Genomic DNA, 26,308 nt, shown 5'->3' with positions numbered 1-26,308 from the left:
GGTGAATGGGCATAATGACAAGCCTTGTCCGGCGGCGGCCGGTCCGATGCCCACGCAACGAATTTTGCGGCGCAGCACGCTTCGCAGTACCTTGCCGCCCGCACACCGGCCCGCGCGTCGTCCGCCCCCTCTCGCCCCTCACCCGGAGCCTGCCTGTGTACCCACCGATCGAACCTTACGCCCACGGCCACCTCGACACCGGCGACGGCCACCGCATCTACTGGGAGCGCTGCGGCAACCCGGCCGGCAAGCCCGCCGTGTTCCTGCACGGCGGCCCCGGCGCCGGCTGCGGCCCCGACCATCGCCGCCTGTTCGATCCCGAGCGCTACGACATCCTGCTGTTCGACCAGCGCGGCTGCGGGCGCTCGATGCCGCACGCGAGCCTCGAGAACAACACGACATGGGATCTGGTCGCCGATATCGAACGCCTGCGCGAGATGGTCGGCGCCGAGCAATGGCTGGTGTTCGGCGGCTCGTGGGGCAGCGCGCTGGCGATCGCGTACGCCGAGACGCACCCCGAACGCGTGAGCGCGCTGATCGTGCGCGGCATCTTCACGATGCGTCGCGCGGAATTGCTGTGGTACTACCAGGAAGGCGCGTCGTGGCTGTTCCCCGATCACTGGGAGGACTTCCTTGCACCGATTCCGGAAGCCGAGCGCGGCGACCTGATGGCCGCCTACCATCGTCGGCTGACCGGCGACGACGAAGCCGCGAAGCTCGAAGCCGCGCGCGCGTGGAGCATCTGGGAAGGCCGCACGATCACGCTGCTGCCCGACCCCGCGCTCGCCGCGCACTTCGCGGACGGCCATTACGCACTCGCGTTCGCGCGGATCGAAAACCACTACTTCGTGAACAAGGGCTTCGTCGAGGAAGGCCAGTTGCTGCGCGACGCGCATCGGCTCGCCGGCATTCCGGGCGTGATCGTGCAGGGCCGCTACGACATCGCGACACCCGCACGCACGGCGTGGGAGCTATCGAAGGCGTGGCCGGAGGCGACGTTCGAAATCGTGCCCGGCGCCGGACACGCGTACAACGAACCGGGAATTCTCGAAGCGCTGGTCGCGGCGACGGACCGGTTCGCCGCCTGAGCAACGGAACAACGCGAAACGACGCGGCATGTGCAGCCGTGCCTGCCGGCACGCTCACGCGCCGCGCGATCACAAAGCGGCTTCGACGATCGTCCGGCCGCTGATTGCCTGCTCGACGAGCTGTTCGTCGCCGACCTTGCGGATCGCGTCGTCGAGCAGCCCTTCCGGTTCCTCGGTCGCGACCTTCAGCAAGCCTGACAGCCCGCGCGCGTCGAGCACCACGAGCGTCTCCATCGAATCCGCGCGGCTCACGAGCACGCGGCGGAATGCCGGGCCCGCGCCGAAGCTCGCACAAAGCGCGATCGTCTCGTTGCCGAGCGTGTAGTCGAAGTGCTTGATCATGGTCTGCCGCCGTTGCATGGAAATGGCGACGCGCGACGGCGCGGCGCCGTGACGTCGACGCACCCGCGCGTGCCGCCGGCGCGTCGGACCGGAGTCCGAATCGTTCGCCGGCATCACCATGCTAGGCGTGCAGAATTAACGAAGACTTAAAGCGTGTAAGCGCGACCCGCGGCACCCTCAAGCCGCATCGAGCGGCTCGACCGTCACGCCGACCTTCAGCTCCTGATCCGCGCCGCCGCCGCGGATCACGCCGCGCAGCGGCGTCACGTCCGCGTAGTCGCGCCCGATCGACAGCATCACGTAGTCGTCGCCCGGCGCACGATCGTTGGTCGGATCGAGTTGCAGCCAGCCGCCATCCTCGGGCCACGCCGGGTCGTACACCTCGACCCACGCATGCGACGCATCGGCGCCGATCAGCCGCGGCTGGCCGGGCGGCGGCTGCGTCAGCAGGTAGCCGCTGACGTAGCGCGCGGCCAGCCCGAGCGAGCGCAGCGCGCCGATCATCACGTGCGCGAAATCCTGGCAGACGCCCTTGCGCAGCCGCAGTGCGTCGAGCGCCGACGTCGTGATGTCGGTGCTGTTCGGCGTGTACGCGAAATCGGCATGCACGCGCCGCATCAAATCCCACGCCGCCTGCACCAGCGGCCGTTGCGGCGTGAAGCTCGCGGCCGCGTACGCAGCGAGTTCGGGGTCGCACGCCACGTGCGGCGATGCGAACAAGAATTCGCTCGCCGGGTCGTAAGGCTGCCCCGCGCGGAACCGCAAGCGGTCGCGCACGGCCTCCCACGCGGTGGCCTGCGCGGCGTCCGGGTTCGCGATCGCGGGCGGCGGCTCGCCGCGGGCACCGAGCGACCACGCGGGCGGCGTCACGCGCACGGTGCTGCGGCTGCGTACCAGCAGCGTGTCGTGCGGCAGGTTCAGCGCGAACGACGCACGTGCATTGCCGAACGCGTCGAGTTCGGTGCAGACCGATTCCGGTGCGGGCTCGATGTCGAGCGAGAACGACAGCACCTGCTGGCGCGGCGTCGCGAGCGGTTGCAGGCGTGCCTGGTGCTGCGCCGATTCGACGCGTGCCGCGTAACGGTATTCGGTGTCGTGCGTGACGCGCAGCAACCGGCCCGGTGCGACGGCGGCCGGTGCGTTCGTTGCGGCCTGGCCTTGGCTCTGGGCCTGGGCTGGAGCCGGAACGGGAGCCGAGGCCGGCGCCTGCCGTGCGCTTCCGGCACCGGCCGGCGTTTTCGGCGCGCCTTTCGTCGTCACCATAGCGTCCTGCCCGCCTCGCGCACGTGGCTGAAATAGCGCTCGCCGATCCGGTTCGACAGCTCCCAGACCGCCTTCACCGTCGTGTCGAGCGCGGCCAGCAGCTTGTCGTGCCGACCGCCTTCGGTGGTCTCGCACAGCTCGTGCAGCGACCACTCGGGGATGTCCGGCACCGTCTCGGCCAGTTCGGACAGCGCATAGCCTTCGCTGCGCTCCACTTTGGTCAGCCGGCCGCGCAGCGCCTGCACGACCCAGCCGAGCGAACGCGGGTTGTCGGTATCGAGAACGACGAGCGACAGTAGCGGCGCGACGTCGAAGCCGCGCTGGAAGCGCGAGCGGAACGTGATCGTGCTGTCGAACAGTTCCAGCACGAGTTCGAAGCCGTCCTGCCGATGCACGGCGCCTTCGTCGAACGCGAACTTCAGCACGCTGCACAGGAAGTCGAGCCGGTCGATCTGCCGGCCGATCGACAGCAGGCGCCAGCCGTCGTCGCGCGTCATGTTGTCGGTCTGCGCGCCGGTGATCGCGCCGAGCAGCAGGCCGAGACGTTCCAGCAGTTGCAGCGCCTCGTTGCCGATCTGCTCCTCCGCCTCCGGCTGCCCTGCGCTGTCCGCGAACAGTTGCGTCGCGTCGTCGATCAGCCGCCACTGATCGCTCGACAGCCGCTCGCGGATCGCGGCCGCCGCGCCGCGCATGCCGAACAGGCACGACGCGATCCCCGACGTGCGGTCGGCACCGCGCGTCAGCGACGTCGCCAGCTCATGCTGGAACGCGCGCGGCGCATCGACGGCGTTCGGCGCGTCGGCCGCGATCAGCCCGGTGTCGCGGCACAGCGTGTCGATCAGCTCCAGATGCGCAGGGCTGTCGACGTCGTCCTCGCCGCGCAGCCGTTCGAGCGCGGCACGCGCCAGGCGCATCAGGTTGGTCGCGCGCTCGGTGTAGCGGCCGAGCCAGAACAGGTTCTCGGCCGCGCGGCTCGCGATCGCGCGCGGCCGCTCGACGAGATCGTCGGGGCCGAGGTGCGTCTGCAGCAGCGTCGTCGAATCGACGATGCCCTCGGTCATCACCCACGTATCGACGGTACTGCCGCCATGCGGCATCGGCGCATTGAACAGCGTGTCGCGCGTGCCGACCCGCGACAGGCCGCCCGGCAACAGCCGCCAGCGCTGCGCGCCGTCGGCGAGCGCGAACACGCGCAGCAGCAGCGGCTTCGGCACGATCCGCGCGCTGTCGTTGCCGTCGGGCGCATCGGGCCGCGGCCAGGTCGGCGCCTGCGACAACGGCAGATCCGCCTGCACCGTGTAATGTTCGGGCCGCGCGAGAATCCGCGCGCGCCATTCCGCCAGTTGCGCCTGCGTGAGCCGCGCGCCGATCACCGGTTCGAATGCACCGCCTTCCTGCACGTCGGGCGGATAGGCGCCCTTGACGATGCTGCGCGCGAGCCGCGGCAGCGCGTCGTCGCACGCGGCTGCCTCGCCGCACCACCACGAATGCACGGCCGGCAGCGTCAGCGTTTCGCCGAGCAGGCCTTCCGCGAGACGCGGCATGAAGCCGAGCATCGCCGGCGATTCGAGGAAGCCCGAGCCCGGCGCATTCGCGAGCAGCACGTTACCCGCGCGCACGGCCTGCAACAGCCCCGGCACGCCGAGCATCGAATCGGGCCGCAGTTCGAGCGGATCGAGCCACGCGTCGTCGACGCGCCGCAGGATGCCGTGCACCGGTTCGAGCCCGCTCAGCGTCTTCAGGAATACGCGGTTGTCGCGCGCGGTCAGGTCGCCGCCTTCGACGAGCGTGAGGCCGAGATAGCGCGCGAGATACGCATGCTCGAAATAGGTCGCGCTGTGCGGCCCCGGCGTCAGCAGCACGATCCGCGAATTCTTCGCGGCGGGGCTCAGCGACTGCATGCTTTGCAGCAGCGCGCGGTACGCGGAGGCGAGACGCTGCACGCGCAGTCCGCGGAAGCCGCGCGGAAAGAGCCGCGACACGATCAGCCGGTTCTCGAGCAGGTAGCCGAGCCCGGCCGCGCCCTGCGTGTGTTGCGCGACGATCCGCCACTGGCCGTCCGGGCCGCGCGCGAGATCGAACGCGACGACGTGCAGCCACGTATCGCCCGGCACGTGTGCGCCGCGCATCGCACGCAGGTAGCCGGGGTGGCCAGTGACGAGCGCGGGCGGCAGCAGCCCGCGCTCCAGGATCGTCTGCGGCCCGTACAGGTCGGCCAGCGTCGCATTGAGCAGCCGCACGCGCTGCAGCACGCCGCGCTCGATCGCGACCCAGTCGTCGGGCGTGACGATCAGCGGCAGCAGGTCGAGCGACCACGGGCCGACCGCGCCGTCGCCGGCGCGCTGCTCGTGCAACTGGTAGAACAGGCCGTTCTCGCGCATGCGCCGGTGCAGCGCGTCGGCGCGGCGATCGAGGTCGGCCACGCCGTCGCTGCCGATCGACGTGAAGAAGCTGCGCCACGCGGGCGCAAGCGCGGGCGCGTTCAGGCCGGCCGCGCTGCCGCGCAGTTCGTCGTAGCGGCCGGCAGCGGCCGGCGCCGCGAGCGCGGCGGCCAGTTCGGCGGCGTCCGGCTGCGCGCCGGTATCGAAAAGCGTGGGCATCGCGTCGAAGGCGGCGGGATGGTCGAGGTCAATGGGCGGCACGATATCGTTCCGTCGTCAGGGTGCGGCCGCGCATGCACGCCGCCATTCGGGCGGCAAGCCGCGGTGCGGAGCCGCAATCTGCCCGCATCCTAGCATTCCGGCGGCGCCGCGACCGGCCGGTGGGCCCGGAGGTCGCGAACCGCGCATCGTCGTCCGCCCCGTCATCGATCGTTCACGGCCGCCGCAAGTCGAGCGTGAACGGGAATTCGCGGCTCGGTGAGGCAGCCGCGACGTCCATCCGGCCCGGCGTGTGCCCGATCTCGACGAAGCGCGCGAGCCGGCGGCTCTCGGCCTCGTACGCATTGACCGGGAACGTCGCGTAGTTGCGCCCGCCCGGATGCGCGACGTGATACCTGCAGCCGCCGAGCGAGCGCTGCAGCCACGTATCGACGATGTCGAACGTGAGCGGCGCGTGCACGCCGATGGTCGGATGCAGCGCCGACGGCGGCGACCACGCCTTGTAGCGCACGCCCGCGACGTATTCGCCGACGGTGCCGGTCGGTTGCAGCGGCAGCGCGCGGCCGTTGACGGTCACGACGTGCCGGTTGTCGTTCAGCCCCGTCACGCGCACTTCGAGCCGTTCGACCGACGAATCGACGTAGCGTACCGTGCCGCCGGCCGCGCCCTCCTCGCCCATCACGTGCCACGGTTCCAGCGCGCCGCGCAGCGACAGTTCCATCCCGTTCACCGCGATCTGCCCGAACAGCGGGAAACGGAATTCGAAGTGCGGCGCGAACCACGCCGGATCGAACGCGAAACCGGCGTCGCGCAGCTCGGCCAGCACGTCGTCGAAATCCATCTGAAGAAATTCCGGCAGCATGAACCGGTCGTGCAGCGCGGTGCCCCAGCGCGTGAGCGGCGTCGTGTACGGCGCGGCCCAGAAGCGCGCGACCAGCGCGCGCAGCAGCAGTTGCTGCACGATGCTCATCCGCGCATGCGGCGGCATCTCGAACGCGCGCAGTTCGAGCAGGCCGAGCCGGCCGGTGGACGAATCGGGCGAATACAGCTTGTCGATGCAGAACTCGCTGCGGTGCGTATTGCCCGTCACGTCGATCAGCAGGTTGCGCAGCACGCGGTCGACGAGCCACGGCGGCATGTCCTGCCCGAACAGCAGCTTGTTGCGCTGGATCTCCGCGAACGCGATGTCGAGCTCGTAGAGCTGGTCGTTGCGGGCCTCGTCGACACGCGGCGCCTGGCTCGTCGGCCCGATGAACAGCCCCGAGAACAGGTACGACAGCGACGGATGGTTGTGCCAGTACGCGATCAGGCTCGCGAGCAGATCGGGGCGGCGCAGGAACGGGCTGTCGGCCGGTGTCGCGCCGCCGAGCACGAAGTGGTTGCCGCCGCCCGTGCCCACGTGCCGTCCGTCGACCATGAACTTCTCGCTGCACAGCCGCGACTGCCACGCGGCGTCGTACAGGAATTCGGTATGGTCGACGAGTTCGTCGAAGCTCGCGGCCGGATGGATGTTCACCTCGATCACGCCGGGATCGGGCGTCACCTGCAGCAGCTTCAGCCGTGCGTCGCGCGGCGGCGGATAGCCTTCGAGCACGAGCTTCACGCCGAGCGCCTGCGCGGTCAGCTCGATCGCGCCGAGCAGTTCCAGATAATCCTCGAGCGCGGCAAGCGGCGGCATGAACAGGTACAGGATGCCGTTGCGCACTTCGACGCACAGCGCGGTGCGCGTGATCCACGCGGCCGATTCGAAGCGCTCGGGCCGGCGATGCGGGTCCACGAAGTCCGGTCGGCCGCGCGTGGCGGTGCCATCGTCGCGCCACTGCATCACCGTCTGCGCGGATGCTTCGCGATGCACGCCGGCCAGATAGCGCGGCGCGTCGGCCGGGCCCGCGTAGCGGGCGCGCATGGCGGCGGCGTCCGGCAACGCGTCGCGCGGCGCGAACGGATCGCGCTCGACGAGATACGGATGGTCGGCGCGGGCCGCCCACGGCAGCGAATCGAGCGGCAGCCGATAGCCCATCGGCGAATCGCCGGGCACGAGGTACATCCGCTCGTCGCGGAAGAACCACGGGCCCGTCTGCCAGCGCGGCCCGTCGAGGCCGGGCGTGTCGTCCGTGCGCTTGACCGGCAGCACGTAGCCGACCACGCTGTCGAGCTGCTGCTCGAACACCTTGCGCAGCCGCGCGCGTTCGAGCTCGTCGTCGAGGCGCGCGTCGAACGGATCGACGTTGACGGGCAGCCGGCGCTCGCGCCACAGGTAGTACCAGACGTCCTCGTAGCCGGGCTGGATGAATTCGCCGGTCAGGTTCAGCCGCGCGGCGAGCGCATCGATGAAGCGCTTCGCGTCGCCGGTCGTGTACGCGGACGGCTCGCGCTCGTCGGCGAACAGCGACGGATCGCGCCACACCGGCTGGCCGTCCGCGCGCCAGAAGATCGACAGCGCCCAACGCGGCAGTTGCTCGCCCGGGTACCACTTGCCCTGCCCGAAATGCAGGAAGCCGCCTTCGCCGTATTCGGCGCGCAGCCGCTGCACGAGTTCGGTCGCATAGCCGCGCTTGGTCGGGCCGAGCGCATCGGTGTTCCACTCGGCGCCGTCGCGATCGTCGATCGACACGAAGGTCGGCTCGCCGCCCTGCGTGAGCCGCACGTCGCCGGCGGCCAGCGCGCCGTCGACCTGCGTGCCGAGCGCCAGCACGGCGTCCCACTGCGATTCCGTATATGGCTTCGTCACGCGCGGCGATTCGTACACGCGCGTCACGCTCATCTCGTGCTCGAACGACACCTCGCACTCGTCGATCAGCCCCTCGACCGGCGCGGCGCTGGTCGGCTGCGGCGTGCACGCAAGCGGAATATGCCCTTCGCCGGCGAGCAGGCCGGACGTCGGGTCGAAGCCGATCCAGCCGGCGCCCGGCAGGTAGACCTCGCACCACGCGTGCAGGTCGGTGAAATCGACCGACGTGCCGCTCGGGCCGTCGAGCGATTTGACGTCGGGCGTGAGCTGGATCAGGTAACCCGACACGAAGCGCGCAGCGATGCCGAGATGGCGGCACAGCTGCACCAGCAGCCACGCGCTGTCGCGGCACGAGCCGGACGCGAGCTCGAGCGTCTGCGCGGGCGTCTGCACGCCGGGCTCCATCCGCACGAGATAGCCGATGTCGCGCTGGAGCTGCTGGTTCAACGCGACGAGGAAGTTCGTGGTGCCCGCCGGCGTGCGGTCCACGCCGTCGAGATACGCGCGAAACAGCGGCGCGGCGCTCGTCTGCGGGTCGCATGCGAGATACGGCGCGAGCTCGGTCTTCAGCGCGTCGTCATAGCTGAACGGGTATTGCTCCGCGCTCGCTTCGAGGAAGAAGTCGAACGGGTTGTACACCGACATCTCGGCGACGAGATCGATCGTGATCTCGAAGTGCTCGGTGCGCTCCGGAAACACGAGCCGCGCGAGATAGTTCGAGAAAGGGTCCTGCTGCCAGTTGATGAAGTGCTGCGCGGGCTCGACCGTCATCGAATACGCGAGGATCGGCGTCCGGCAATGCGGCGCGGGCCGCAGCCGCACGACCTGCGGGCCGAGGTTGACGAGCCGGTCGTAGCGATAGCGGGTGGTGTGATGCAGCGCGACGTGGATGGACATGGGAGCTCGAGTCGGGTTGGGCCGGCCGCGCACGCCGCGTCGCTGTCGACGCGGCGGCCCGGCATGGCGGATGCGGCGAAGGCGTGCCGCGGATCAGACGAGTTCCGGCGTCTGCACGACGCTGATCTCGACGCCGACGGCCGTCGCGCCGAGCCCCGTCACCGGCTGCGCGTCGCGATGGTCGAGGCCGACCGCGATGCGCACGTAGCGTTCGTCCGGGCAACGGTTCATGAACGGGTCGAAGCCGACCCAGCCAAGCCCTTCGACATAGGCCTCGGCCCATGCGTGGCCGGCCGGCTGCTGCGACAGCACCGTGGCTTGCGGCTGCGCGCCGAGCGCCGTCGGCGACTGCCCCTGGGATTGCGACTGCGACTGCCCTTGCGATTGCGACTGCGATTGCGATTGCGATTGCGCGGCATGCGACGCGCCGAGCACCTGCTGCATGCCGTCGCCGCTCTGCAGCGCGAGCGCTTCCTCCTCCTCGACGTCGCCCGCGTTCTGCTTCGCGTCGGCGATGCGCTGCATCGCGCTGTCGGCCAGCACGTAGCCCGAGATGTAGCGCGCGGGGATCTTCAGCACGCGGGCGGCCGCGATGAACGCGTGCGCATGGTCGCGGCTCGTGCCCTCGCCGCTTTGCAGCGCGGTTTCCGCATCGACGGCGGCGTCGGCCGCCACGTTCGGCGCGTACGCGATGCGGCCGTGCACTTCCGTCATCAGCCAGTGCAATGCGTCGAGGCCGTGCGGCTCGATCGGCAGCGCCTGAGCGAGCTCGCGCACGGTCTCGCCCGCCTTCGTGAGCGCGGTCTCGCGCTCGAAGATCCACGGCGGCGCATAGCCTTCGGGATTCCCGATGATGCCCGCGCGGTCCTGCGTTTCGACGACGCCGGCCGCCACGACGACGATCTCGGTCTTCGCGCCGCGATCATGACGCACGAGATCGATCCGGTTGCCGAGCCCGTCGGCGTAAGACAGCGTCGGCTCGACCCCGTCGATCGTGACCTGCCACGCGCGCACCGTCTGGCCGGGGCCCGACTGCGGGCGCAGGCGCAGCCGTTGCAGCGCATGGCTGGCTTGATCGTCGAACTGATAACGCGAAATGTGTCGAATGGCGAGTCGCATGGCAAGTCTCAGTCGAAGTTGTAAGCCTGGGCAATTTCGAGCCCGAGGCTGTTGTTGCGGCCGATGAAGTCGGTCAGGAACTCGTGCAGGCCGCTCTTGAAGATCCGCTCGACCGAGGTATCGGACAGCAGTTGCAGAATCTTCGTGGCCGTGTCGTGACACGGGTGTGTCACGCCGTAATCCTTCGCGAGCAGGTTCAGGCTCGACACGACGCGTCCGTAGCAATAGCGCAGCGAACGCGGCATGCGGCCGTTCAGGATCAGGTAGTCGGCGATGTTCAGCGGCTTGTACTGCACGTCGTACACCCAGCGATACGAACGGTGCGCGGCGACGCAGCGCAGGATCGTCTCCCACTGGTAGTTGTCGAGGATCGTGCCGACGTGCGACACCGACGGCAGCAGCAGGTGATACTTCACGTCGATGATCCGCGCGGTGTTGTCCGCGCGTTCGATGAAGGCGCCGATCTGCGCGAAATCGAAGATCTCGTTGCGCAGCATCGTGCTGTAGAAGCTGCCGAGGATCAGCGCGGTTTCGCGCTTCACTTCGTCGAGCACGGCCGGCAGCTCGCTTTCCGGCACCGGCTGCGCCAGCGCGCGCCGCAACGCGAGCCACGCGCCGTTCACGCTTTCCCACGCCTCGCGCGTGAGCGCCGTGCGCACCATCCGCGCGTTCGAGCGCGCGGCCTCGATGCACGACAGCACGCTCGACGGGTTGTCGCGGTCGCGCAGCAGGTAGTCGGTCACGGTGTCGGCCGCATACGCGTCGTATTTCTCCCGATAGCCGTCGTCGGCGCCCGAGCTGACGAGCACCGACGACCATTCGGCCGGCGCGTCGGCCGTGCGCGTGAGCGCCATCCGCAGCCCGGCATCCACGATCCGCGCGATGTTCTCCGCGCGCTCGATATAGCGGTACATCCAGTAGAGGCCGCTTGCAGTACGTCCCAGAAGCATCTCGTGTCCACTCCGTCTTCGTTCGGTTCGCGCGCCGGCTCCGGCGCGCGCGGTCGTGCCCGGCTCAGTCGGCCAGCACCCAGGTGTCCTTGGTGCCGCCGCCCTGGCTCGAGTTGACGACGAGCGATCCTTCCTGCAGCGCGACGCGCGTGAGCCCGCCCGGCGTGATGCGGATCCGGTCCGACACCAGCACGAACGGCCGCAGGTCGACGTGGCGCGGCGCGAGGCCGGCGTCGGTCAGGATCGGCGTCGTGGACAGCGCGAGCGTCGGTTGCGCGATGTAATTCGCGGGACGCGCGCGCAGCTTCGCGGAAAATGCCTCGAGTTCGGCCTTCGACGCGCACGGCCCGACCAGCATCCCGTAGCCGCCCGAGCCGTGCACTTCCTTCACGACCAGTTCGTCGAGATGCGCGAGCACGTACTTCAGGCTGTCGGCCTCGCCGCAGCGCCAGGTCGGCACGTTCTCCAGCAGCGCCTTGCGGCCCGTGTAGAACTCGACGATCTCCGGCATGTACGAGTAGATCGCCTTGTCGTCGGCGATGCCGGTGCCGGGCGCGTTCGCGATCGTGATGTTGCCCGCGCGGTACACGTCCATGATGCCGGCCACGCCGAGCACCGAATCCGGGCGGAACGTGAGCGGGTCGAGGAACGCGTCGTCGACGCGGCGGTACAGCACGTCGATCGGCTGGAAGCCTTCGGTCGTGCGCATCGCGACGCGCCCGTCGATCACCTGCAGGTCGCTGCCTTCGACGAGGTGCACGCCCATCTGGTCGGCGAGGAACGAATGCTCGTAGTACGCGGAATTGTGGATGCCGGGCGTGAGCACCGCGATGGTCGGGTTGTCGGCATTGCCGCCCGGCGGGCACACGGCCGCGAGCGACTGGCGCAGCATCTGCGGATAGGTTTCGACCGGGCGCACCTTCACCTGCTGGAACAGCTCGGGAAAGAGCTGCATCATCGTTTCGCGGTTTTCCAGCATGTACGACACGCCGGACGGCGTGCGCGCGTTGTCCTCCAGCACGTAGAACGCGTTCTCGCCGGTGCGCACGATGTCGACACCGATGATGTGCGTGTAAACGTTGCCGGGCGGCCGGAAATCGATCATCTCGGGGATGAACGCGTCGTTGTGCGCGATCAGGTGCTTCGGCACGATGCCCGCGCGCACGATTTCCTGACGGTGGTAAATGTCGTCGAGGAACGCGTTCAGCGCCATCACGCGCTGCTCGATGCCGAGCGACAGGCGGCTCCATTCCGCCCCCGAGATGATGCGCGGGACGATGTCGAACGGAATCAGCCGCTCGGCGGCCTCCGCGTCGCCGTAGACGGCGAACGTGATGCCCGTCTTGCGGAACACGCCTTCCGCGTCGTGGGCCTTCTGGGCGAGGCTCGCAGGATTCTGCGTGTCGAGCCATTGCTTCAGGCGCGCGTAAGGCGCCCTTACCATGTCGCCGGATTGCAGCATTTCATCGAATGGCTTCATCGATCTTCTCTCCATCGATCGTTTTCCCCGGCATTGCGCATGCCGGACCGGCGTACTGAATGCTTTGCAAGGAACGTGCCTTGCTCGATCTGCTCGATATCCCCCTGTTTTTCGCGCCGCGTCAGGCATGCCTGCGCGGCATTACGCACCACAACGGTGCAACCTCGGACGCGCCGGGCGCTTGCGGTGCGCCGCGAGCGTGCACGATCGATGCTGCGCCGCGTCCGACGAACATAGTTCTCCCACGTGTCACGGATGTGCAATCTGCACTGCACCAAAAGCGGCGAGCCGACGCCCCCGAAACGACCATGAACGGGCGGGCCGGCACGCACACGGCGCAGCCGGCCCGGGGGAAGTGCCGTCCAGGCGGGCCCGGACAGTCCGACGCGATGAACTGTCCGGTTAACCGGTCCGGCCCCTCAACGCTATGCAGCCGTAATCCCGCCGACAACGCCCATGCATATTTCGACTGACACCGATCGAAAAAAAACATCGGCCCGACCGGCGCGATGCGCGGTACGCTAGAACGTTGGTGCAGCAGACGGCGCCGCCTTTCAGGCGCCCGACTATAAAAAGCGAAGATCGAAATGGAAGCAAAGTGGCTGGAAGATTTCCTGAGCCTTGCGGATACCAAGAGCTTTTCCCGGGCCGCGCGTCATCGGCACCTGACGCAGTCGGCGTTCAGCAGGCGAATCGCCGCGCTTGAAACCTGGATGGATGCGAAGCTGGTGGACCGGAGCATCAATCCGGTCGCGCTGACGCCGGCCGGCCAGATGTTCCGCGGGCTCGCCGCGGACATCCTGCGCAGCATGTATGCGGCGCGCAATCTCGTGAACGGCTACGACCAGTTCGCGGCGAGCGACCAGGTCGTGCGCTTCGCCGTCGCGCATACGCTGGTGTTCACGCTGTTTCCCGAATGGCTCAAGCAGCTCAATAGCGAGGTCGGCCACGTCACTGCCCGCGTCAATGCGGTGAACGTGCCGGAAGGCGTGCAGCAGCTGGTCGAAGGCGAATGCGACCTGCTGCTCGGCTATCACCATCCGCAGTTGCCGATCGTGCTCGACCCGAACCACTTCCCGTTCGTCAGCCTCGGCGTCGAGCGGATCCTGCCCGTGTCGTCGCCCGACGCGCGCGGCAAGCCGGTGTTCCAGCTGCCCGGCACGCCGGATGCCCCGCTGCCGCTGCTCGCGTATTCGTCGGGCGCCTTTCTCGGCAACATCGTCGAGATGCTGCTGCTGAATGCGACCGAGCCGTACGTGCTGCACCGGTGCTTCGAGACGCACATGTCCGAGGCGCTGAAAGGCATGGTCGTGGCCGGGCACGGCATCGGCTGGCTGCCGGAAAGCTGCGTCGCGAAGGAGCTCGCCGACGGCACGCTCGTGTGCGCGGGCACCGGCGACTGGATCACCGAACTCGAAATCCGCCTGTATCGATCGGCGCGCAAGCGCGGGCTCGCGGCCGAGCAACTGTGGGCCTACATCATGAACCGGCCGCGCGCGGCGATCGACGGTGCGATCGGTACTGAAGAAGCGGCCGCGCCGGCGATGCGCAGCGCACGACGAAGCGCGGGCGGCAGCCGCTGATGGCGTATTCGCGCCGTGGATATCCATGGCGCGAATACGCGTTCTCCCGATAGCAATCGATAATCCCGTCGGACTCCGTAAAATCCCTCAACAGCTCTTAATCGATTTTCAGAACACGCAAACGTTTGCGATTCATGTCGTATTTTTTACTGTTTTCCGTATTAAGTAAGAATAATCGGCCCGCTTTTCCAGACAGAAATACCTTGTTACACAAGTTTCGATTTACCTGTAACTGACGGAATCATCAAAAACGTCGCACCCTCATTTCATGATGTGCGATCTGTATCCGGATCTTCATCGATTCGCCTTGAATACAGGCGCAATAGTTTCTTTTATCAGTCGTTATCTTTCGGCACGAACGTCGATACCTCCGACGTAATCCAAAGCGTGCTCGATCATCGCTACCGAGTAGCAATTTTCATGTTCGGCAATATCGCCTTTATTCAGCAGTAAGCGCTCCTCATAAATGCGTCTTTATCCTATTTAAATAGGATCTTTTCTCTCGTCCCATTCGGGCCACACGCGGTTGTTGGTTCAAAAACCATCGTGTATCAATAGCGTGTCGCAAAAAGAACGTTGGCAAATTCGACTCGGGGTCGATGCGCGTCATCGATTCCGGACGGGAGATTGCAATGTCACCCTCGCTTCGACAGCAGGCTCGCCCTTTCCTGAGCGTCGTGCTTTCCACGCTCTGCATGAACGCCATGGCCCAGACACCGGCGGCTCCGCCGCCGGCGTCCGGTCCGGGGGCAAACCGGTACGTGATTTCGTATATCTGCGGCGACGCACGGATCGACGGTACCGCGCCGCTTCCCCCTGACGGACGCCCGTACAACCTGGGCGTGTCGTTCCTGTCCGGGAGCACCGGGCAGCCCCTGTCCAACGTGCAGGTGCGCCTGCGCCGGCATGGGCGCGTGCTCGTCGAATTCAACGCCCCGGGATCGCGCTGCCTGTTCAGCGTGCCGGATGCGAGCTATCGGGTCGAGGGGACCTATCAGGGAGCCACCCAGTTCGCGATCGTCGAGACGGGCACGCTCACCACGCAGTTGCGATGGTGAACGTCGCGTCGCGCCGCCCCGCTCCGATCGCGTCATTCGGAGAACGCATCGAATCAAGGAGTCTTGAATGCCCCGTGCAGAACGACCGGACGGCTCGCCCGCCCGTCAGCCGAAACCCTCGTGGGGTCCGGGAAAGAATGCGGCGCTCAGCGTCGCTGCATTTGCCGCGATCTTCGGTGCCTTCGCGTACGTCGAGCGAGACGCGAGGATCGGCCATGCGAGCGTGACGCACGATATCGCCGGCGTGATCGGAACCGCCGTTGGCAACTACCGCAAGCTCATCGTGGCGGCGACCGGCGGCGCGTCCGGCACCGAGGCGCCCGTCGCGCCCGCCGGCTCGACGTCGACGGTCGCGCAGGCCGGGCCGGTGACGCCTTCGGCGTCGGCCACGCCGGCCCTGTCGGCCGCGGCCGAACCGGCCGTGCCGGCCGTACCGCCGCAAGCGGCGACAGGTTCGGCCACGCAACACCCGCGCCCCGCACACGTGCCGCCGACCCGGCTCGCGGCCGCCCCGCACGCCGCGTCGACCGGCAGCCGCACGACGCGTCCGGGCGATGCGCACCGGACGTCACGTTCGCAGGCGCTGGCGCGCACGAGAAAACATCCCGACCCCGGGCCGAGACTGCAACCTCAGTCGTATATCGCCGGCACGGCGCACATGGAGGCCACCAGCGTCACGCACGACGAAGTGGAAGGTGCCCGCGCTCTGGCCAGGGCGCGCTGGTGCGCACGGATCGACGAATGGAGCTGTGTGGAGCAGAACGCGAGCCGTGCACTCGCCATCGATCCGACGAACAGCGAATCGCGCGCGTTGCTCGGACAAGCGGTCCGCAACCGCCTGTAAACCGACCGGATGCCGCCGGGCCTCGCCGCCCGGCGACGCGATAGCCGGCGAAGCACGCCGTCGGGCGTGCAACCGATGTGATCGTTTCAAAGTGAGGAGACATCGTGGCTAACAATCGTCAACAACAATGCACCACCGTCGTTCCGCCGAACCGGCGGGTCCTCCTGCATGCGCCGTTGCTGTGCCTGCTCGTCGCATCCGGCCCGTGCCTTGCCGCCGAAGGCGACGCGAAGCCGCGCGACGCGAGTGCAATCGCCGGCTCCCATGGTGCGCCGGATGCGCTGCCGCCCGACCTGCAGCCGACGGGCGCATCGACGCAGGCCGCCCAGGGTTCGGGCACGCAGCCCCCTCATGCGCCGACGCCGATCGCACGGGCCTCGGATGCGTCGATGCAGATCGCGCAGGCGAGCCCCGCGATGCCGACCACCGTCGTCGTGGACCCGGATGCAGCGCAACCGAGTGCTCCGGTGCCGGACGCAACCGCGTCGAATGCACCTGCGCCGGCCGCGCACGCGCCGAATGCGCCGATGCTGCTTGCGCAGGCATTCGACACGGTGCCGCCGGATGCGCCGGCACCACGCGTGCCAACGTCGGATGCACCTCAACAACTCGCCCAAACCGCGCCCCCCGCACCGCCGGCTACGCCGACGCTCGTCGCGCAGGCATCCGGCACGCCGATGCCGAACTCGCCCACGCCCGCGGCCCAGCCGCCTGGCGTCGAGCCGCCGTCGTCCCGGCAACCGGGTTCACAGTCACCGGGCGCGCAGCTCCCCGGCGAGGCGATCCAGCGATCGCAAGGACCCGACGTCGAGGCGCCGAATGCGCAGGCGCCGAATCTTCGCACCGCCGACGTCGCGACGGTGCGCAACGACGTGTTCGGCCTCGCGGCCAGCGGCGGCGCGGTCAAGGCGCTCGACGAAGCGAAGGCCCGGCCCGATGCATTCTCCGCCGTCGACATCGCGCAACTGGAAGAACTGTCGATTCGCCAGCAGGTACGCGGCGGACGCGACAAGTCGCGTTCGATGACGAGCTCGGACCGCTTCGACGGGCTCGACAACGCGCTGCGCGCCGCCGACGACCTCGACAAGCGGATACCGGCCACGCCGGAGTACACGCCGGTCCGCACGGCGCTCGCCGGTGACCGGGTGGTCGCCCTCGCCGCACGCGGCGACATGAAGGCGGCCGTCACGACGTTCGAGACGATTCCGTCCAACGCGGAGATCTCGATCGACGCGCTGGCGGCCGTCGGCGATGCGTACCTGTACCTGAGCGAGCCGGCCAAGGCGAACACCGTGTACGCGCGGGCGTTGCAGCAGGCCACCGCGTCGCCAACCGATCGCGCGACCCGCGGCTTCCAGTATGGCGCCCGCACGCAGCCGATCGAGCTGCGCGAAGGGCTGTTCTGGTCGTACGTCGACCAGGCGCGCGCGCCCGAAGCGAAGCAGGTGCTCGACGACATGGAGAAGTCGCTGCCGCCGGTCAAGCAGGTGACCAACGTCGGTCCGGGAGAAAGCGACTATCTGCGCTACTACCGGCTGCGCGCGCAGTACCTGATCTTCACGGGTCACGTCGACCAGGGCATCGCCGCCCTCGAACAGCTCGAGAAAGAGGTGCCGTTCAACGCCGAGGTCCGTGCCGCGCACGCCGACGCCGTGTCGGGCCAGTCGCATCCGCGCCAGGCGATCTCGATGTATCGCGCATCGCTGACCGATCACCCGGACAGCGTCGAGATGCTCGCGGGCCTCGGCCGCGCATCGCTCACGGCAGACGACTACGCGACCGCGAAGACCGTCGACCAGACCCTGGGCAACACGTTCCCGGACAGCGGCTCCGTGCGCAGCTTCAAGCGCGACTACAACGCCTACCGCAGCCCGGTGTTCACGACCGACCTGAGCTTCGAGCACGGTAACAGCGCACTGGCCGACAACAGCTTCACGTCGGACAGCTACATCTATTCGCAACCGTTCGGCGACAACTGGCGGGTCTTCTCGCATACGTTCTTCGGCCATGCGCAAACCGACGGCGGCAGCGTCAGCCGCACGCGCACCGGCATCGGCGGCGACTATCGGCACGGGCCGCTCACCGTGCTGGGCGAGGTCACGCGTTCGATGGGCGGGGACGGCCGGACCGGCGGTCGCGGGACGATCGCGTACGCGCTGAACGACTACTGGACGGTCGGCGCCGGGCTGGACACCAACGACAACTCGCTGCCGTGGAAGGCGTATGCCGCGCACATCTGGGGCCGCTCCGCGAACGTCGAAGTCGTGTATCGCCAGAACGACCGGCGCGAAGTCAAGCTGAGCTACGGCGTGAGCCGCTACAGCGATTCGAACCTGCACCAGGAGATCGCGGCGACCGCCACGCAGCGCGTGTACACGTCCGCGAACCAGCTCGTCAACGTCTCGCTGAATCTCGGCACCGACAGCAACACGCGCCAGGACGCGCCCTACTTCAGCCCCGGTCGCGACTACGCGGCCGCGGCGACCGTGATGCATCAGCTGACGCTGTGGAAGAAAGGTGACACGGGGCTGCAACAGCGCGTGTCGGTATCGGGCGGCGTGTACAACGAGCGCGGCTTCGGCACCAGCCCGCTGTGGAGCGCGCGCCTCGAGCACGCGTGGACGTTCAAGCACGACATCACGCTGAGCTACGGCGTCGAGATCAGCAGCCACGCATACGACGGCCAGCGCGAACGCTCCGAAACCGGCTTCCTGTCGCTCAACCTGCCGTTTTAGCAAGGAGCTCTGAATGCAATCCAGACGGACCTTCATGTGCGGATGCCTCGGCACGTTTGCCGCCTGTTCGCTGTTCCCGGGCGTGACCGGCGCCAAGATGATCGATCTGCTGCCGCCGTCCGATCCGGCCGACGGCAAGACGTTTCGCGTGATCTGCATGCACGACGTGCGCGACAACCTGATGGCGTCGTTCTCGTCGCCGACCGCGATCATCGATCCGTTCGCGGTCGATACCGGCACGCTCACCGCGATCTTCTCGTGGCTGCAGACCAACAACTACCACACCATCACGGTCAAGCAGATCGAAGAGTCGCGCCGCGGCGGCAAGCCGCTGCCGCCGCGCTCCGTGCTGCTCACGTTCGACGATGGCTTCCGCAGCCACTACACGAAAGTGCTGCCGCTGCTCGAGCGCTTCAAGTATCCGGCCGTGATGGGGCTCGTCACCGCATGGATCGACACGCCGCCGGATACGCCGATCCGCATCAGCGACAAGGTGCAGGTGCCGCGCGACTACTTCCTGTCGTGGGACGAGGTGAAGAAGCTCGGCCAGTCGGAATTCGTCGAGCTCGGCTGCCACACCCACAATCTCCACCATGGCGCGGTCGCGAATCCGCAAGGCAACGAGTTGCCGGCGACCACGTCGCATCTCTACCTGCAAGATCAGAAACGCTACGAGACCGACGCCGAGTTCCACGCCCGCGTGCACGACGACCTGCAGACGTGCGTGCGGCAGATCCGCGAACGCACCGGTATCGTCGCGCGCTCGATGGTGTGGCCGTACGGCGCGGAAAACCAGCCCGTGCGCAATATTTCGACGTCGCTCGGCATGGACGTCCAGTTCAGCCTCGATGCCGGCCCGAATACGCCGGACGTGCCGCTCGACCGGCTGAGACGGATCCTGATGATGTACGACGTCGACATCGGCGGGTTCGAGCGCTCGATGCGCGAACCGGCGTCGAACCGCGGCGACGTCGACGTGCCCGAGCGCACCGTGCAGGTCGATCTCGACCAGGTCTACGATCCCGATCCCGCACGGCAGGAAGCGAATCTCGGCAAGCTGATCGAGCGCATCTACCGGATGCAGCCGAAATCGGTGTACCTGCAGGCGTTTGCGGACCCGAAGGGCACGGGCGTGGCCGAGGCGGTGTATTTCCCGAACCGGCATCTGCCGATGCGTTCCGACCTGTTCTCGCGTGCCGCGTGGCAACTCAATACGCGCGCCAACGTACAGGTGTACGCGTGGATGCCGGTGCTCGCGTTCCGGCCGCCCGCCGACAAACTCCGCTCGCTCCAGGCCGTGAGCGCGTTCGGCGGTGCGCCGGCTAGAGAGAACGGCACGCGCGTGTTCCGGCTGAGTCCGTTCGATCCCGATGCACGGCTGATGATCCAGCAGATCTACGAGGATCTCAGCAAGCACGCGTCGTTCAGCGGCATCCTGTTCAGCGACGACGCGGTGCTCGACGACTACGAGGATGGGGGCCGGCATGCGCTGCGCACCTATTCGCAATGGGGGTTGCCGGCCGACGTCGGCAAGATCCGCGAGAACCCCGACCTGATGAAGCGCTGGACGCACCAGAAGACGCGCTACCTGATCGACATGACCCGGCAGCTCGAGCAGATCGTGCTGGCGCACCAGAACGTCGGCGACGTGCTGACCGCGCGCAACATCTTCGCGATGCCGGTGCTCAAGCCCGAATCGGAAGCGTGGTTCGCGCAGAACTACGACGATTTCCTCGCCGCCTACGACTACGTCGCGCTGATGGCGATGCCGTACATGGAACAGGCGAAAGACCCGGAAGGCTGGCTGGACCAGCTCGTGAAGGCCGTACGCGCGAAGCAGCGCGGGCTGCAGCGCACCGTGTTCGAACTGCAGGCATACGACTGGCACGGGCAGAAGGCGGTGCCGGCCGGCACGCTGCTCGCGCAGATGCGGCGGCTGCGCAGCGAGGGCGCCGTGAATTTCGGCTACTACCCCGACAACTTCCTGAACGGCCAGCCGGAACTCGACGCGATGCGCGACGTGATGTCGCTGAAGTCGCGCCTCGACCCCACCTCGATCAACGCGCTGATGCAGATGCAGCACTCGCAGGGAACCAAGACACCATGACCTCCCATAGCCTCATCCAGCGCCTGCAGGATTTCGTCTTCTACTATCCGTTCTTCATGTCGTATCTGTGGATGATCGGCGGCGTCGTGCACTACTTCCTGCTCGAGGAAGGCCGCGAGCTGTCGACGCGCACGATCGCGTCGAGCGGCATCCCGAAGGTGTCGATCGTCGTGCCCTGCTTCAACGAAGCCGCGAACGCGCGCAGCGTGATCGGCCACCTGAACGGGATGCAGTATCCGAACTACGACATCATCGCGGTCAACGACGGCAGCAAGGATCGCACCGGCGAGATCCTCAACGAGCTGGCCGTCGAGATCCCGCGGCTGCTCGTGATCCATCACGCGCGCAACGAAGGCAAGGCGGTCGGGCTGACGACCGCGGCGGCCGTGTCGAACGCGGAATACCTGCTGTGCATCGACGGCGACGCGCTGCTCGCGCACGATGCGATCGGCTGGATGCTCGAGCACTTCCTGACCGACCCGGGCGTCGGCGCGGTGACCGGCAACCCGCGCATCCGCACGCGCACGTCGCTGCTCGGCCGCATGCAGGTCGGCGAATTCTCGTCGATCGTCGGGCTGATCAAGCGCACGCAGCAGGTGTACGGCCGCATCTTCACGGTGTCGGGCGTGATCACGATGTTCCGCAAGACGGCGCTCGCCGACGTCGGCTACTGGAGCTCGGACATGCTCACCGAGGACATCGACATCAGCTGGAAGCTGCAATGCCGCGACTGGCGCGTCGTGTACGAGCCGCACGCGCTCAGCTGGATCCTGATGCCGGAGACGGTGAAGGGGCTCTACCGGCAGCGGCTGCGCTGGTCGAAGGGCGGCATCCAGGTGCTGCTCAAGTACGCGGGCACGCTGATGCGGCCGACGCAGATGATGATGTGGCCGCTGTTCGCCGAATACCTGATCGGCATCGCGTGGGCGTACTCGATGACGTTCATCCTGCTGCTCGCGCTGATCGACGTCGTCTACCCGCTTCCGCCGAACTGGCATGTGTCCGTGGTGCCGCACTGGCACGGGATGCTGCTGGTCGCGACCTGCATCCTGCAGCTGATCATCGGCAGCATGATCGATCGTCGTTACGACGAAAAACTCCTGATGTACTTCCTTGACACCATCTGGTACCCCGTCGCGTTCTGGCTGATCAGCATGATCACCACCGTCATCGCCCTGCCCGCCGTCGTGCTGCGGGGCCGTGGCAAGCGCGCCGTTTGGGTCAGTCCCGACCGAGGCATTCAACATGAAGAACGCGCCGATTATTGACCTTTCCCTGCGCGCACCGCGCGACATGATCGCCGAACGCGGCAACATCGTCGGGCCCGTGCTCGTCGCGTGGTTCCGTCTCGTGCGGCCTGCGCTGGTCGGCGGCGTATGGGCCTCGATCTGCATCTATACGTACCGTTACCTGCTGCCGTTCAACGAGGCCGAGATGCCGATCGAACAGATCGTGTTCTACGTGACGAGCATCGCGCTGATCGCCGGCACGATCGTCATGTGGCTGATCGCGGGGCGCGTCGTGCATCCGCTCGCGTACCGGTTGCGGGTGTCGAAGATGCTGCGGCGCTCGGCCAGCGTGAAGGTGCGCTCGGTACCGCCGACCGCGTTCGCGAGCGAGCGCCGGCGCGGCGCGCGACGCACGACGCGCATTCTCGTCGCGTCGCACGATGCGAACGGGTCGATTTCCGGCATCGAGTGGATCGCGCATGCCGAGCCGCAACCGCGCGAATAAATCGCCGGAAACGTGCCGCGCCGGGCGCGACGCCTGTCGCGCGACGTGGCTCCGCTTTCGACACCGTGCCGGCGCGCGACGCGTGCTGGTCGACAACTTCCTGGAGACGAGGTGAATCATGTGTGGAATCGTCGGAGCAAGCGGCCGGAACAATCAAGTGCCGCAACTGGTCAACGCGCTGAGCCGGCTCGAATATCGCGGCTACGATTCGTGCGGCATCGCCGTGCAGGGCGACGGCCGCCTGCGCAGCGAACGTACGTTGAGACGCGTGACCGACTTGCAGGACCGTGTGCTGACGCTCGGCCTCGAAGCGCAGACCTGCATCGCGCATACGCGCTGGGCGACGCATGGCGCACCGTCCGAAATGAACGCGCACCCGATCATGTCGGGCGACACGATCGCGGTCGTGCACAACGGGATCATCGAGAACCACGACACGCTGCGCGTCGAACTGAAGCAACGCGGCTATACGTTCCGCGGGCAGACCGATACCGAAGTCATCGCGCACCTGATCCACAGCCTCTATCGCGACGACCTGTTCGACGCGGTCGTACGCGCCGTCAAGCGGCTGCACGGTGCGTACGCGATCGCGGTGCTCAGTGCGCTCGAGCCGCAGCGCCTCGTCGCCGCGCGCGCCGGCTCGCCGCTCGTGATCGGCATCGGCGCCGAGCAGAACTACCTGGCGTCCGACTGCGCGGCGCTCGGCGACCTGACCGACCGCTTCGTGTACCTGGAGGATGGCGACGTCGCGCTGATCACACCGGAGCGCATCGCCGTGGTCGATGCGGGCGGGCAGGAAGCGCGGCGTCCGTTGTGCGAAGTGAAGGCGCGCGCGGACGACGCCGCGCTCGGCCCGTACCAGCACTTCATGCAGAAGGAAATCTTCGAGCAGCCGAAGGCGATCGACAGCACGCTCGACGGCATCGACGCGATCTCGCCGGCGCTGTTCGACGCGACGGAAGCCACGCGCGCGCTGCTGTCGCGGGTGAGAAGCGTGCTGCTGCTCGGCTGCGGCACCAGCTACTATGCGGGCCTGACCGCGAAGTACTGGCTCGAAAGCATCGCGGGCGTGCCGGCGCAGGTCGAGATCGCCAGCGAATACCGCTACCGCGACACGGTGGCCGATCCGCGCACGCTCGTCGTCGGCATCTCGCAGTCGGGCGAAACGGCCGACACCATCGGCGCGATCGAGCAGGCGCGTGCGATGGGCCAGGACCTGTCGATGGCGATCTGCAACGTCGCGACCAGCACGATCGCGCGCAACGCGCCGCTGCGGTTCCTGACGCGAGCCGGCGCCGAACTCGGTGTCGCGTCGACCAAGGCGTTCACCACGCAGCTCGTCGCGCTGTTCGTGCTGACGCTGACGCTCGCGCAACTGCGCGGCCGGCTCGATGCCGCACAAGTCGCGACGCACCTGAAGCAATTGCGCGCGCTGCCCGATCGCATCAGCCACGCGCTCGCGCTGGAAACGCAGATCATGGGCTGGGCCACGAAGTTCGCCCGCACCGAGAACGCGCTGTTCCCCGGGCGCGGCATCCATTTCCCGATCGCGCTGGAAGGCGCGCTGAAGTTGAAGGAGGTGTCGTACATCCATGCGGAAGGCTATGCGGCCGGCGAACTGAAGCACGGACCGCTCGCGCTCGTCACGAGCGCGATGCCGGTCGTCACGATCGCGCCGGACGACCGCCTGTTCCAGAAGCTGAAGTCCAACATGGCCGAGGTGCGCGCGCGCGGCGGGCGGCTCTACGTGCTGGCCGGCAATCAGCTCGAGATCGACGCCGACCGCGACACGCACCTGATCCGCGTGCGCGAATCGGGCGACCTGCTGTCGCCGATCGTCAACGTGATTCCGCTGCAACTGCTCGCGTATCACGTCGGCTGCGCGCGCGGCGCCGACGTCGACAAGCCGCGCAACCTCGCGAAATCGGTGACCGTCGAATGACGCGACGAACGCGCCCGGTACAGGCGGCCATGCGGCTGGCCATGGCTGCCCTCTGCGGCGCGGGCGGCATCGGCACGGCGCCGCCGCCGGCCTTTGCCGGCGCGCCGGTCGTGCATACGGTCACCGTGCCGGGCGCCCCGGCGCCGCAGGACACCGGCGACCCGCGGCGCTTCATGCACGGCATCGGCGTGGCCGACGCCGGCGACGGCAAACGCTGGGTGTTCTTCAGCAGCTCGGGCATCGTGCCGCGCGGCGCGCGGCGCGGCGGCAGCTGGCCGCACGACGTATACGTCGGCGAATGGGCGCCCGGCGAGCCGCGCGTGCTGCGGGTGCGCACGTTCATCAGCCGCCCCGAGGCGCAGGAGCCCGTCTCGATCGCGCAGAACGCGCACGGCGACATCTTCGTCACGTTCGAGGACGGCTGGAATACGTCGCAGGAAGTCAGCCAGCGCTACGGCGTCTACCGCCGCGACCTGAAGCCGATCAAGCCCTACCCGAACGACGTCGAATCGGGCGGCCACTCGGGTCACGTCGCGACGGTCGCCGACCGCTTCGTCGTGTTCTATTCGGCCGACTGGGTCAACGGCGGCGGGGTCGACAACCTCGGCAGCGGCAACGGCGTCTACCTGAAAACCTACGACGCGGCCGGGCGCGTGCTGAACCATGTCGCGGTCGCGCCGCGCCGCCGCGAGTGGTGGCCCGTGATCGCGGGCTCGCCGCGCAACGCGCTGCTCGTGTGGCAGAAATTCATCGACGGCAGCACGGACGCGACGCTCGAATACGCGATGTTCGATCCGGTCACCGCGAAACTGGACAAACTCGGATCGCTGAACGATGCGATCCAGTACTACGTGTATTCAGCCGCCTATGTGCCGGAGATCGACCGTTTCATCGTCGTCACGACGACCGCGGACGAGCGCGGCGTCGCGATGCTGATCGCGCCGGACGGCCGCCGCACGGCGACGCTCGATTGCCTGCCCGCGTCGGTACGCGAATCGGGCCTCGGCGTCGTCGGCACGCATGCGTACGTGCCGACCCGCGACGGGCGGCTGCTGACGCTCGCGCTCACGCCGGCGGACATGAAGGTAAGCGGCGTGCAGCGCTCGCCGATTCCGTGGGGCTCGACCGGCATCGCCGGCTTCCCGGCGCGCGGCACGGCGATGCATTTCGTGTCGCTGACGCCGTCGGGGCTGCGCGAAGCCGATTTCGATCCGAAGCAGAACACGCCGATGCCGAAGAACGAAGTGTCGTGTTCGAGTCATTGACGGCGCTCCGGTAACGCACTGTCGTCGTGAACGCGGACAGGCCACGTGTCTCCCCGTGCCCTTCTTCTTTCCGCCGTCCGAATCACGCCGCGACAGACAACACCTCGCCAACTCGGCCGCCCGGTAGTCGGGCACGCCGTCGCGGGCCTGGCCGCCCCCAACTGCCGCGCCTTTCCTCTGCCGGATTCGCCAGCGCCGCCCGTACCGGCTAGACTGTCGCCCGATTCCTTCCATCGGCCGCGGCGTCCCGCCTCCTGCCGCCGCCGGAACGTCCCTTCCCGGAGAACGAATGCTGAAGCGCCAGTGGTTTTCGCTCGTGCTGCTGACGGTTTGCCTGCTCGGGCAACGCGCGTCGGCCCAGTCCACGCTCGAACTCGATACCGACGGCACGACGCGTGCCCTCACCCGCCAGACTTTGCTCGCGCGCGCCGATGCGACCGAGATCCACGTGCCGCGCGACATCGCCTACGGGCGGCCGATGACGTTCCGCGCGGTGCCGTTCGCCGCACTGCTCGGCGACACGCCGCTGCCGGTCGACGGCGTGCTCGAAACGCGCGCGGCCGACGGTTT

The 26,308-nt window shown here is 67.9% G+C and carries 17 protein-coding genes and 1 pseudogene; 11 read left to right on the top strand and 7 right to left on the bottom strand.

Features of this window, described 5'->3' with window-relative positions:
* The first annotated feature begins 155 nt into the window (after positions 1-155).
* Complete coding sequence (gene pip / locus H3O04_RS09980; RefSeq protein WP_077179667.1) at positions 156-1,088, top strand: prolyl aminopeptidase; 933 nt, start codon at positions 156-158, stop codon at positions 1,086-1,088.
* A gap of 69 nt (positions 1,089-1,157) precedes the next feature.
* Here pip and H3O04_RS09975 read toward each other — a convergent pair whose 3' ends face one another.
* The 7 genes from H3O04_RS09975 to H3O04_RS09945 form a co-directional block, all read right to left on the bottom strand.
* Positions 1,158-1,430: a hypothetical protein gene (locus tag H3O04_RS09975; RefSeq protein WP_027807048.1), complete on the bottom strand. Its 273-nt coding sequence runs from the start codon at positions 1,428-1,430 to the stop codon at positions 1,158-1,160.
* Positions 1,431-1,607: 177 nt separating this feature from the next.
* Positions 1,608-2,693: a transglutaminase family protein gene (locus tag H3O04_RS09970; RefSeq protein ID WP_023477245.1), complete on the bottom strand. Its 1,086-nt coding sequence runs from the start codon at positions 2,691-2,693 to the stop codon at positions 1,608-1,610.
* Positions 2,687-5,293 (bottom strand): circularly permuted type 2 ATP-grasp protein, encoded by a 2,607-nt coding sequence (locus tag H3O04_RS09965; RefSeq protein WP_202587607.1) that lies wholly within the window; start codon positions 5,291-5,293, stop codon positions 2,687-2,689. Before H3O04_RS09965 ends, H3O04_RS09970 begins: the two co-directional genes overlap by 7 nt.
* Before the next feature lie 214 nt (positions 5,294-5,507).
* Positions 5,508-8,921, bottom strand: a complete 3,414-nt coding sequence (locus tag H3O04_RS09960; protein WP_105798233.1) for a transglutaminase family protein — start codon at positions 8,919-8,921, stop codon at positions 5,508-5,510.
* Positions 8,922-9,014: 93 nt separating this feature from the next.
* On the bottom strand, positions 9,015-10,040 hold the full coding sequence (locus H3O04_RS09955; protein ID WP_202587600.1) for a transglutaminase family protein: 1,026 nt from the start codon (positions 10,038-10,040) through the stop codon (positions 9,015-9,017).
* Between the two features lie 8 nt (positions 10,041-10,048).
* Positions 10,049-10,990, bottom strand: coding sequence for an alpha-E domain-containing protein (locus H3O04_RS09950; protein WP_011547955.1), 942 nt, complete (start codon positions 10,988-10,990; stop codon positions 10,049-10,051).
* A 64-nt stretch (positions 10,991-11,054) separates the two neighbouring features.
* Positions 11,055-12,470, bottom strand: a complete 1,416-nt coding sequence (locus tag H3O04_RS09945) for a circularly permuted type 2 ATP-grasp protein (protein ID WP_023477240.1) — start codon at positions 12,468-12,470, stop codon at positions 11,055-11,057.
* A gap of 587 nt (positions 12,471-13,057) precedes the next feature.
* Here H3O04_RS09945 and H3O04_RS09940 point away from each other — a divergent pair.
* From H3O04_RS09940 to H3O04_RS09895, 10 genes and pseudogenes are all read left to right on the top strand, one after another.
* The gene (locus tag H3O04_RS09940; RefSeq protein WP_011547957.1) at positions 13,058-14,053 is read left to right on the top strand and encodes a LysR substrate-binding domain-containing protein; all 996 of its coding nucleotides are present in this window, start codon (positions 13,058-13,060) and stop codon (positions 14,051-14,053) included.
* A gap of 632 nt (positions 14,054-14,685) precedes the next feature.
* Positions 14,686-15,111 (top strand): hypothetical protein, encoded by a 426-nt coding sequence (locus H3O04_RS09935; protein WP_011547958.1) that lies wholly within the window; start codon positions 14,686-14,688, stop codon positions 15,109-15,111.
* A gap of 67 nt (positions 15,112-15,178) precedes the next feature.
* Positions 15,179-15,955, top strand: a complete 777-nt coding sequence (locus H3O04_RS09930; protein ID WP_077179674.1) for a hypothetical protein — start codon at positions 15,179-15,181, stop codon at positions 15,953-15,955.
* Between the two features lie 104 nt (positions 15,956-16,059).
* Positions 16,060-18,690 (top strand): poly-beta-1,6 N-acetyl-D-glucosamine export porin PgaA, encoded by a 2,631-nt coding sequence (gene pgaA / locus H3O04_RS09925; protein ID WP_202587599.1) that lies wholly within the window; start codon positions 16,060-16,062, stop codon positions 18,688-18,690.
* A 13-nt stretch (positions 18,691-18,703) separates the two neighbouring features.
* The gene (gene pgaB / locus H3O04_RS09920; protein WP_124591570.1) at positions 18,704-20,797 is read left to right on the top strand and encodes a poly-beta-1,6-N-acetyl-D-glucosamine N-deacetylase PgaB; all 2,094 of its coding nucleotides are present in this window, start codon (positions 18,704-18,706) and stop codon (positions 20,795-20,797) included.
* Positions 20,794-22,065 carry a poly-beta-1,6-N-acetyl-D-glucosamine synthase gene (gene pgaC / locus H3O04_RS09915; protein ID WP_011547962.1) on the top strand — a complete coding sequence of 424 codons (1,272 nt, stop codon included), beginning with the start codon at positions 20,794-20,796 and terminating at the stop codon, positions 22,063-22,065. Before pgaB ends, pgaC begins: the two co-directional genes overlap by 4 nt.
* On the top strand, positions 22,043-22,531 hold the full coding sequence (locus tag H3O04_RS09910) for a hypothetical protein (protein ID WP_011547963.1): 489 nt from the start codon (positions 22,043-22,045) through the stop codon (positions 22,529-22,531). The genes pgaC and H3O04_RS09910 overlap by 23 nt, the downstream gene beginning before the upstream one ends.
* A gap of 118 nt (positions 22,532-22,649) precedes the next feature.
* Positions 22,650-24,473 carry a glutamine--fructose-6-phosphate transaminase (isomerizing) gene (gene glmS, locus H3O04_RS09905; RefSeq protein ID WP_202587598.1) on the top strand — a complete coding sequence of 608 codons (1,824 nt, stop codon included), beginning with the start codon at positions 22,650-22,652 and terminating at the stop codon, positions 24,471-24,473.
* A complete protein-coding gene (locus H3O04_RS09900) occupies positions 24,470-25,738 on the top strand; it encodes a hypothetical protein (RefSeq protein WP_202587597.1) in 1,269 nt (422 codons plus the stop codon). The genes glmS and H3O04_RS09900 overlap by 4 nt, the downstream gene beginning before the upstream one ends.
* A 289-nt stretch (positions 25,739-26,027) precedes the next feature.
* Positions 26,028-26,308, top strand: a pseudogene (locus tag H3O04_RS09895) (cytochrome c); the annotation flags it as partial.

This window comes from Burkholderia sp. KCJ3K979 (genome assembly GCF_016759955.1).
Lineage (GTDB): Bacteria > Pseudomonadota > Gammaproteobacteria > Burkholderiales > Burkholderiaceae > Burkholderia > Burkholderia orbicola.
The sequence above is the reverse complement of the archived record's forward strand: the minus strand, read 5'-3'. Positions and strand labels throughout refer to the sequence as shown.